A 9,791-nucleotide genomic window follows, 5' to 3' on the forward strand; every position below is an offset into this window, starting at 1 on the left:
AACGTCCTCCAGGCCAAGCTCCTGGAGCGGCGCCGGCAGGAGGAGCAGGCCAGGATGGATGCCCTCAAGGGCGACGGCGGCAACTCCTGGGGCAACCAGATGCGGTCGTACGTGCTGCACCCGTACCAGATGGTCAAGGACCTGCGCACCGAGTACGAGGTGGGCAACCCGGAGGCAGTCTTCAACGGCGAGATCGACGGCTTCCTGGAGGCCGGAATTCGCTGGCGCAAGCAGCAGGACAAGTAACTTTGTCGACTTGCCCATGACGGGCCGAACGGCCTTGAACTGCCGCCCATGGGGCGGCAGTTCTCGTTTGCCCGGGGAATGTCTGGGTTTTACATCACACTCACACGCTTCAACTCCCCGCATTCCGCGCGCAACTGGACATCGCGCGCGCAACGGCCTTGACGTTGCTTTGAAAAATGGGAAGGGTGAAGCGTGGCATGCGTATCTCTGGGGCGCATGTGAACCGGGGGACTTGGCAACGCCTTTACCGCCCCCGTCGATCACGGCCGGCCCCATGCGCCCGCTCATTGACTATCAGCTACTGGGGGTAGCAACCAGATGACCAAGAAGACGCGGATCCGGGTCGCGCGGATAGCCGCCGGTGCCGTGATCGCCGCCGGTGCCTCGCTGACCGCGGCCGGCGCGGCCTCCGCCCTCTCCATCGGCGTCAGCGCCGACGAGAACGGCGTCTCGGCCAACGTGAACCTCGGCGCCGACGACGAGACGCCCGACCCCGGCGCGAGCGACACCGGGATCCCGACCGCTCCGGCCAGCAGCGCCCCGGCCACCAGCGAGCCGGCCTCCACGCCGCCCGCGAGCCAGGAGCCCTCCGAGTCCAGCGAGCCGACGGACGAGCCCACTCAGCCGACCGACGAGCCCACCGAGCCCACGGACGAGCCGTCCAGCGACACCCCGTCGGACGGCAGCACCAGCGGCAGCGGCACCGGCAGCAACGGCGGCGGCAACAACACCGGCACCGACGGCAACTCCGGCACCTCCGCCCAGGAGGCGGGCACCTCCTCCCTCACGGACACCGGCTCCTCGAACACCCAGGCCCAGGGTGGCGGCGACCAGCTCGCCGAGACCGGTGCCGCGCAGACGACCTTCCTGATCGTCGGCGCCGCCACCATGATCGCCGGTGGTGTCGGCTTCCGCATCCTGCCGCGCCTCATGAGCGGCCGCGGCGGCGCCGCGGCCTGACAGTAGCCGCGCCCTCACGCAGCGTATGCGCGATGCACGAAGAAGGGCCCGGAGCCATGGCTCCGGGCCCTTTCGCGCTTGGTAAGAACGTCGCTACGCGGTCTGGTGCGCCAGCAGTGCCACCGCGGCGATCAGCACCGCCAGCAACCCGATCAGCGCCATCGGGTTCAGACCGCCCAGGAAACTCTCCTGCTGAAGGCGCTCGCGGTTGGCGCGGCACACGGGGCACCGGCCTTCGTTCACGGGCGCCGCACAGTTCGCGCACACCAACCGGTCGTACGTCATGCGCTCGCCCTCCTTGCACCGGCCATTACCTCGACAACGCTTCGCGGAACGAGAACGTTCCCCTCCCACTGTGCCAGGTTCCCCCCGAAAGAGCGCGGCCGTCCGCGGAGCCCGTACCGGTGCTCTGGGGCACCGTGGGGAATCTGCCCCGGAACAAAACAGCACAAGCATCGCCCAACCGTGACCGGCGCCTGCGCTTCCTCACCCGGTTCGCGTATGGTCACGCTCATCTACCCCCGGCGACCCGTGGTGCATCCGTGATCCGATTCGACAATGTCTCCAAGGTCTACCCCAAGCAGACCCGCCCCGCACTCAGGGATGTGTCCCTGGAAGTGGAGAAGGGCGAGTTCGTGTTCCTCGTGGGGTCCTCCGGCTCCGGAAAGTCCACCTTCCTGCGGCTGGTGCTCCGGGAGGAGCGATGCAGCCACGGCCAGGTGCACGTCCTGGGCAAGGACCTCGCCCGGCTGTCCAACTGGAAGGTGCCGCAGATGCGCCGCCAGCTCGGGACGGTCTTCCAGGACTTCCGCCTGCTGCCCAACAAGACGGTCGCCGAGAACGTGGCCTTCGCCCAGGAGGTCATCGGCAAGTCCAAGGGCGAGATCCGCAAGTCCGTGCCCCAGGTGCTCGACCTCGTCGGGCTCGGCGGCAAGGAGGACCGGATGCCCGGCGAGCTGTCCGGCGGTGAGCAGCAGCGCGTGGCCATCGCGCGCGCCTTCGTGAACCGGCCCAAGCTGCTGATCGCGGACGAGCCCACGGGCAACCTCGACCCGCAGACCTCGGTCGGCATCATGAAGCTCCTGGACCGCATCAACCGCACCGGCACCACCGTGATCATGGCCACCCACGACCAGAACATCGTGGACCAGATGCGCAAGCGCGTCATCGAGCTGGAGAAGGGCCGCCTCGTCCGCGACCAGGCCCGCGGCGTCTACGGCTACCAGCACTGACCGCCACGACTTCGCAGACGTCCACGGAAAGGCATAACCCGACGCCATGCGCGCCTCGTTCGTAATGTCGGAGATCGGTGTCGGTCTCCGCCGCAATCTGACGATGACCTTCGCGGTCGTCGTCTCGGTCGCCCTGTCCCTGGCGCTCTTCGGCGGCTCGCTCCTCATGAGCGACCAGGTCAACACCATGAAGGGCTACTGGTACGACAAGGTCAACGTCTCGATCTTCCTCTGCAACAAGAGCGACGCCGAGTCGGACCCCAACTGCGCCAAGGGCGCGGTCACCGAGGACCAGAAGAAGCAGATCAAGGCCGACCTCGACAAGATGACCTCGATCGTCCAGAAGGTCACCTACGAGTCGCAGGACGAGGCGTACAAGCACTACAAGGAGCAGTTCGGCGACTCGCCGCTGGCCGACTCCCTCACGCCGGACCAGATGCAGGAGTCGTACCGGATCAAGCTCAAGGATCCGCAGAAGTACCAGGTGGTCGCGACGGCCTTCGACGGCCGTGACGGGGTCCAGTCCGTGCAGGACCAGAAGGGCATCCTGGACAACCTCTTCGGCCTGCTCAACGGCATGAACTGGGCGGCCCGCATGGTCATGGCCCTGATGCTGGTGGTCGCCCTGATGCTGATCGTCAACACCGTGCGCGTCTCGGCGTTCAGCCGTCGGCGGGAGACCGGCATCATGCGCCTGGTCGGCGCCTCCGGCTTCTACATCCAGGCCCCGTTCATCGCGGAGGCCGCCGTCGCCGGTCTGATCGGAGGCACGGTTGCCTGTGGATTCCTGGTGGTGGCCCGCTACTTCATCATCGACCACGGCCTGGCCCTCTCCCAGAAGCTGAACCTGATCAACTTCATCGGCTGGGACGCGGTACTGACGAAACTCCCGCTCATCCTGGCGACGAGCCTGCTGATGCCGGCGTTGGCCGCCTTCTTCGCGCTGCGCAAGTACCTGAAGGTGTGACGCATGCCAAGAGGGCCGTACGGGCAACCGCCCGTGCGGCCCTTTTCGTTGTCCTAGACTCACCGGCATGTCAGGCCGAGAGCTGTTCTGCCAGCCCCGCCGGGTTCGCCGGGGGGCGGCTCTGGCATTGGTGTTCGCAGGGCTGTTGGTGACCGGGGCGGCCACCGGGGCGTTCCCCGACCCCGGGCAGTCCGACCGGAAGACGCCCACCAAGGCCGCGCGTCCGGCGCCCCGGCGCGAGGACGTCGCCGAGGCCGCCGCCGAGGCCATGGCCGACGGCAAGTCCCCCGTGGAGGCGGCCGAACGGGCCGTGAGCCGCAGCGGGGACCGGTGGGCCGCGGTCTACTCCGAGGGCGAGTACCAGGAGTTCGAGGAAGCGCTCGACGGCCAGTACACGGGCGTCGGGCTGTGGGCGCGGCGGGAGCGGGACGGCCGGATCGAGGTGACCCGGGTGCAGGCCGGGTCGCCTGCGGCCGAGGCGGGCGTCCGCAAGGGCGACCGGCTGCGCAGCGTGGACGGGGCGGACGTCGACGGGCGGCCCGTCACCGACGTCGTCTCGTTACTGCGCGGTGACGCCACCGACGCCCGCGCCGGTACGACCGTCACCCTCGGCCTCCAGCGAGGCACGCGCGCGTGGCGTGAGACCGTGCGCAGGGCGCTGCTGTCCACCGACTCGGTGTCCGTGCGCAAGGCGGCCGCCGGCATCACCGTCATCAGGATCTCCGCCTTCACCAGGGGCTCGGGCGACCTGGTGCGCGACGCGGTCCGGCAGGCCCCCGCCGACGGCGGGATCGTCCTCGACCTGCGCGGCAACTCCGGCGGCCTGGTCACCGAGGCCGTCACCGCCGCCTCCGCCTTCCTCGACGGCGGCCTGGTCGCCACCTACGACGTGCACGGCGTCCAGCGCTCCCTGCACGCCGAGCCCGGCGGCGACACCGTCAGGCCGCTGGTCGCGCTCGTCGACGGCGGCACCATGAGTGCGGCCGAGATGCTCACCGGCGCCCTCCAGGACCGCGGCCGCGCGGTCGTCCTCGGCTCCCGCACCTTCGGCAAGGGCTCCATCCAGATGCCGACCCGGCTCCCCGACGGCTCGGTCGCCGAGCTCACCGTCGGCCACTACCGCACCCCCTCGGGTCACGCCGTCGACGGCCGGGGCATCACCCCCGACCTGGAAGTGGGCTCCGGGGCGCTGCGGCGGGCGGAGACCGTACTGAGCGGTCTCGGCGACCCCTCGTAGCACCCGCATAACCGCTTCCCTCGCACCCCCTCCGTAGTGCGAAAATAGAGGGCACTATGGCCAAGGGAATGTACGTACCGAAAGAGTCCCAGCAGAAGCAGCAGGGGACGGCCGCCAAAGCCAGGGACGGCGAGAAGGGCGGCAAGCGCAAGATCGTCGCGCAGAACAAGAAGGCGCGGCACGACTACGCGATCATCGACACCTACGAGGCCGGCCTGGTGCTGTCCGGCACCGAGGTGAAGTCGCTGCGTCAGGGCCGGGCCTCGCTGGTAGACGGCTTCGTGCAGATCGACGGGAACGAGGCGTGGCTGCACAACGCCCACATCCCCGAGTACAGCCAGGGCACCTGGACCAACCACTCGGTGCGCCGCAAGCGCAAGCTCCTGCTGCACCGCGAGGAGATCGACAAGCTGGAGGCCAAGGCCCAGGAGACGGGTCACACGATCGTGCCCCTCGCGCTGTACTTCAAGGACGGCCGGGCCAAGGCGGAGATCGCCCTCGCGCGCGGCAAGAAGGAGTACGACAAGCGGCAGACCCTGCGCGAGCAGCAGGACCGCCGGGAGGCGGGGCGCGCCATCGCGGCGGCGAAGCGTCGGCAGCGGGAGGCCTAGGCACGCGGGAATGCAGTGGCATCGGCGGGCGTTGGTCACGTACGATGGCACCAACACCGGGGGAAGCCGGTGTGCAGATTGAAAAATCAACATGGGGATGATCGGTTTCGACAGCGGATGTCGAGGCAGGGGAAGCGTGTCGAGAAAGCGGCCATGATCTCGTAAACCACAGGCCGAAAAAAATAATCGCCACTTCCAAGCGCGATTCCTCCCAGCAGGCCTTCGCCCTCGCTGCCTGATCTCAGGTAGCGACAGCGAGCCTCCTATACGGGAGTGTCAGCCCGGGGCTGTTCCCGACCCGGATCCTGGCATCAGCTAGGGGACTAAACCTTGATCCCGGTCACGGGGTGAAGAGGGAAATCTAACAGTGACTGAGCCCGTCGGCGACTTGTTCGCGTGATCGCCGGGGCTGAGAAAATCACAGCGAACTGCACACGGAGAAGCCCTGGTTCCGCACCGTTGGACGCGGGTTCGATTCCCGCCATCTCCACAGTCTCCATGTTGCGAGGGCCCGGTGGTCACAGACCACCGGGCCCTCGTGGTGTCCGCGGGGTCCATGTCCGGCCGTCCTGTGAAGATTGATGCCGCTCAGTCAAAAAGCTTCACAGAGATCGCAGGTCTGACCGCCGCCACGGCGCAGCGCCGCTTCACGCCCCCTTCGCGCTGGGCCCCCGGCTGCCCTCTTCACGCAGAGCGGATGTTCTTTTGGCGAGCAAGGCGGCGGAGATCCAGAAGCGGCTCCGCGGCAGCGCGCGGGAGAAGCCGTTGACCGGTACCTTCGGGTCGGGCTCCCTCGGCTATGTGGCCAAGGCGGACCGCACCGTTGCCCCTGCGGGGAACACGTACAAGATCGTGCTCAAGAGGGCAAAGGGACACAAGAACGGTTTCTATGTGTTCACGGCTTTCCCGGTCCAGCTTCCGGATCAGGCCGAGTACCACCTGTGGGACGAACTGGACCCGAGGGCCGTTGCCGCGGTACGGGCGACGGGACCGGCCTTCTTCTCCGGAGGGCCCACGGGCGTCACGTCGGGGACGCAGTGGATGGACACGCTCACCGCGCTGTGCGACGCCTGGCTGGCCAGGAACGCGGCAGACGGCGTCGGCCCGTCCGAGGCACCCGGCGCGACCGACGGCGAAGAGCTGGCAGACCTGGTCCTCGCCGAGATCGCAGTGGCCCGGCTGGTGCCGGACGAGATCGGGCACGACCTGGCCGAGTGCGTCCGGCACTGCACCCCTGACCTGGCCTTCCGGCTACTGCTGCGGGCGATGGCGGAAGCCGGTACCGGACGCGGTGCGGCGCTCTCGCCGGAGCACTACGCGCGGCTGGAGGAACTGGGCTCGGCCCTCCACTACGGCGAGTACGTGCTGGATGCCGTCACGTTCATGGTCGACGCCGTCAGTGGGCGTCGCGCGGTGCCGTGCTCGCCCGTTCCGTCAGTCGGGGTGCCAGCAGGGTCGCCTCCGGCACCTCCGTGTCGCCGTCCAGCTTGCGCATCAGCAACTCCGCCGCCCGTTCGCCGAGTTCCGCGGCCGGCAGGGCCACCGAGGTGACCGGGACACGGAGGGCCGCCGCGAGTTCGTCCGGGCAGATCGCGGTGACCGACAGGTCGGTGGGGACGCGGAGGCCGAGGTGCTCGAAGGCGTCGATCAGGGGTTCCAGGGCCGCCTCGTTGTGGACGACGACCCCTGTCAACGCAGGTTGTTCGCGCAGCAGTTGCTCGGCGACCCGGCGTGCCCCCGCCGGGGTCGCCTCGCAGGGGTGGACGGAGGACGCCATGTGGTTGCGGTCGGCGGCGGCCGTGAAGCCCTGGACCACCTGCTGGGCGAACGCGGTCTCCCGGACGTACACCTCCGGCGGCGACCCGATCAGTGCCACCACCCGGTGCCCCAGCCCCGCCAGCCGCTCCACGCACAGCTCACCGGCGGCCCTGAAGTCCAGGTCGACGCAGGTCAGGCCCTCGGCGGAGGCCGGGAAGCCGATCAGTACCGACGGCCGTTCCAGCGTGCGCAGCAGCGGCAGCCGGGGGTCGTGGAGCTGGACGTCCATCACGATCAGGGCGTCGACCAGTGCCGTGTCGGCGACCCGGTGCAGGCCCTCCTCGCCCTCCTCCTGGGTGAGGAGCAGCACGTCGTGGTCGTACCGGCGGGCCGTGGTCACCACCGACACCGCGAACTGCATCACCACCGGGACGTGGATGCCGGTGCGTAAGGGGATCACCAGGGCGAGGACGTTGGAGCGGCTGCTGGCGAGGGCGCGGGCGCCGGCGTGCGGGCGGTAGCCCAGCTCGCGGATGGCCGCCTGGATGCGGCGCCGGGTCTCCTCCGAGATCGGCCGCTTGCCGCTGAGCGCGTAGGACACGGTGCTGGGGGAGACCCCGGCGTGCCGGGCCACGTCCGTGATCTTCACCATCAGCCCAGCTCCAGCGAGAGGAACCCGGTACCGGCCGCCGCCCGCGCCGTCCGCTCTCCGGCCGCCAGGCTCCAGGCCGAAGCCGGCTCACTGCACGAGGCCCGCAGGGTGTTCCCCTCCCGTACGACGGTGAAGGTGACCTCCCCGACCGGGACCGTGACCTGCGCGCCGCGCTCCAGGCCGTACGCCCGCAACGTCACCCCGTCGGCGTGGTCGTAGTCGGGCCGGTCGGCCACCGCGCCCACCGGGATCACGGCTCCCGGCCGGACCAGCAGCGGCACGCTCAGGAAGTCGTGGCGCTCCCTGATCCAGCGGGGGCCGGTGACCGTGCGGCCGGTGAGGAAGTGGGTCCAGGTGCCCTCCGGACAGTAGTAGGCCGCCTGTCCCTCGTCGTCGAACACCGGCGCCACCAGCAGGTCCGGCCCCAGCATGTACTGGCGTTCCAGATGCGCGCACCCGGGATCGTCCGGGAACTCGAGCACCATCGCCCGCATCATCGGGATGCCCTCCGCGGCAGCGACACGCGCCACCTCGTACAGGTACGGCATCAGGCTCAGCTTCAGCCGGGTGAAGTGCCGTGCCACGTCGACCGACTCCTCGTCGAACAGCCACGGCACCCGGTACGACGACGAGCCGTGCAGCCTGCTGTGCGAGGACAGCAGCCCGAAGGCCAGCCACCGCTTGAAGACCGCCGGGGTCGGGGTGCCCTCGAAGCCGCCGATGTCGTGACTCCAGTAGCCGAAGCCGGACAGGCCGAGCGACAGCCCGCCGCGCAGCGACTCGGCCATCGCCTCGTACGTCGACTCGCAGTCGCCGCCCCAGTGCACCGGGAACTTCTGGCTCCCGGCCGTCGCCGACCGCGCGAACACCACCGCCTCCCCCTCTCCCCGATGCTTGCGCAGCACCTCGAAGACGGTCCGGTTGTACAGGTACGTGTAGTAGTTGTGCATCCGCTCCGGGTCCGAGCCGTCGGACCAGGCCACGTCCACCGGGACGCGTTCCCCGAAGTCGGTCTTGAAGCAGTCGACACCCTGGGCGAGCAGGGCCGCCAGCTTGGCCGCGTACCAGTCACGCGCCGCCGGGGAGGTGAAGTCCACCAGCGCCATCCCCGGCTGCCACAGGTCCCACTGCCACACGCTCCCGTCCGGTCGCCGCAGCAGGTGCCCCAGCGCCCTGCCCTCGGCGAACAGCGGCGACCGCTGCGCGATGTACGGGTTGATCCACACGCACACCCGAAGCCCACGCTCGCGCAGCCGCCCCAGCATCCCCTCCGGATCCGGGAACACCCGCGGATCCCACTCGAAGTCGCACCAGTTGAACTCCCGCATCCAGAAACAGTCGAAGTGGAAGACGGAGAGCGGCAGTTCGCGCTCCCGCATGCCGTCGATGAAGGACGTCACCGTCTTCTCGTCGTAGGAGGTGGTGAAGGACGTGGAGAGCCACAGGCCGAAGGACCAGGCCGGCGGGAGCGCCGGGCGGCCGGTCAGGGCCGTGTACTTCCGCAGGATCTCCTTCGGGGTCGGGCCGTGGATGACGTAGTACGTCACCTGCTGTGACTCCACGCTGAACTGGACCCGCGACACCGCCTCGGAGCCGACCTCGAACGACACCTTCCCCGGATGGTCGACGAAGACGCCGTACCCCGCGTCGGTGAGGTAGAACGGGACGTTCTTGTAGGCCTGTTCGGTGGCCGTGCCGCCGTCCGCGTTCCAGATGTCGACGACCTGGCCGTTCCTGACGAGCGGGCCGAAGCGTTCGCCGAGGCCGTAGACCGACGTGCCGACGCCCAGGTTCAGCTGCTCCCGCAGGTAGTGGGCGCCGGTCGCGGAGTCCCGCATGATGCCCATGCCCTTGGGGCCGCTGGAGGTGAGCGTGCGGCCGCCGGCCAGGAAGTCGAGCCGCCAGGACGCGGCCCGGCTCAGCCGCAGCGACAGCGAGCCGGAGACCAGGGTCGCGTACTCGTCGTCGTAGGCCACCTGGGACGCGACGTCGCCCTTGACCAGCTCGAACTGCGGGCCGCGTGGCTGCTCGCCCTCGAAGTGGGTGAAGGTGACGCCGATGACGTCCGGCATCGGGGTGTGCGCGGTGATCGTCACGACCGGTCCCTTCAGCAGGTCGCCGCGGTGGC

At 69.3% G+C, this 9,791-nt stretch carries 8 protein-coding genes, 1 other RNA gene and 1 pseudogene; 7 read left to right on the plus strand and 3 right to left on the minus strand.

Translation table 11 applies throughout. The features are described 5' to 3' along the window. Together prfB and ABZ646_RS31820 are read left to right on the plus strand one after the other, a co-directional pair. Positions 1 to 246, plus strand: a pseudogene (prfB, locus tag ABZ646_RS31815) (peptide chain release factor 2); the annotation flags it as partial. Between the two features lie 318 nt (positions 247 to 564). Beyond that, positions 565 to 1,206, plus strand: a complete 642-nt coding sequence (locus ABZ646_RS31820; RefSeq protein ID WP_360526485.1) for a hypothetical protein — start codon at positions 565 to 567, stop codon at positions 1,204 to 1,206. Between the two features lie 93 nt (positions 1,207 to 1,299). Here the strand turns inward: ABZ646_RS31820 and ABZ646_RS31825 are convergent, their stop codons facing one another. Continuing rightward, on the minus strand, positions 1,300 to 1,491 hold the full coding sequence (locus tag ABZ646_RS31825; RefSeq protein ID WP_046729173.1) for a hypothetical protein: 192 nt from the start codon (positions 1,489 to 1,491) through the stop codon (positions 1,300 to 1,302). A 257-nt stretch (positions 1,492 to 1,748) separates the two neighbouring features. Between ABZ646_RS31825 and ftsE the strand changes: the two genes are divergently transcribed. From ftsE to ssrA, 5 genes are all read left to right on the plus strand, one after another. After that, positions 1,749 to 2,438, plus strand: a complete 690-nt coding sequence (ftsE, locus tag ABZ646_RS31830; protein WP_046729172.1) for a cell division ATP-binding protein FtsE — start codon at positions 1,749 to 1,751, stop codon at positions 2,436 to 2,438. A 46-nt stretch (positions 2,439 to 2,484) separates the two neighbouring features. Next, positions 2,485 to 3,405 (plus strand): permease-like cell division protein FtsX, encoded by a 921-nt coding sequence (ftsX, locus tag ABZ646_RS31835; protein WP_132890502.1) that lies wholly within the window; start codon positions 2,485 to 2,487, stop codon positions 3,403 to 3,405. Positions 3,406 to 3,472: 67 nt separating this feature from the next. Beyond that, on the plus strand, positions 3,473 to 4,642 hold the full coding sequence (locus tag ABZ646_RS31840; protein WP_360526489.1) for a S41 family peptidase: 1,170 nt from the start codon (positions 3,473 to 3,475) through the stop codon (positions 4,640 to 4,642). A gap of 68 nt (positions 4,643 to 4,710) precedes the next feature. Beyond that, complete coding sequence (gene smpB, locus ABZ646_RS31845; RefSeq protein ID WP_360526493.1) at positions 4,711 to 5,253, plus strand: SsrA-binding protein SmpB; 543 nt, start codon at positions 4,711 to 4,713, stop codon at positions 5,251 to 5,253. A gap of 93 nt (positions 5,254 to 5,346) precedes the next feature. Further along, positions 5,347 to 5,746: a transfer-messenger RNA gene (gene ssrA, locus ABZ646_RS31850) on the plus strand. 903 nt (positions 5,747 to 6,649) lie between these two features. On the opposite strand, the gene ABZ646_RS31855 is transcribed toward ssrA, so the two are convergent. Next, positions 6,650 to 7,663 carry a LacI family DNA-binding transcriptional regulator gene (locus ABZ646_RS31855; RefSeq protein ID WP_360526496.1) on the minus strand — a complete coding sequence of 338 codons (1,014 nt, stop codon included), beginning with the start codon at positions 7,661 to 7,663 and terminating at the stop codon, positions 6,650 to 6,652. Next, positions 7,663 to 9,791 (minus strand): alpha-xylosidase (yicI, locus tag ABZ646_RS31860; protein WP_360526499.1); only part of this gene is annotated, 2,129 nt, incomplete at its 5' end. The genes ABZ646_RS31855 and yicI, both read right to left, overlap by 1 nt.

Source organism: Streptomyces sp. NPDC007162, from assembly GCF_040634175.1.
In the GTDB taxonomy this organism is placed as follows: Bacteria; Actinomycetota; Actinomycetes; order Streptomycetales; family Streptomycetaceae; genus Streptomyces.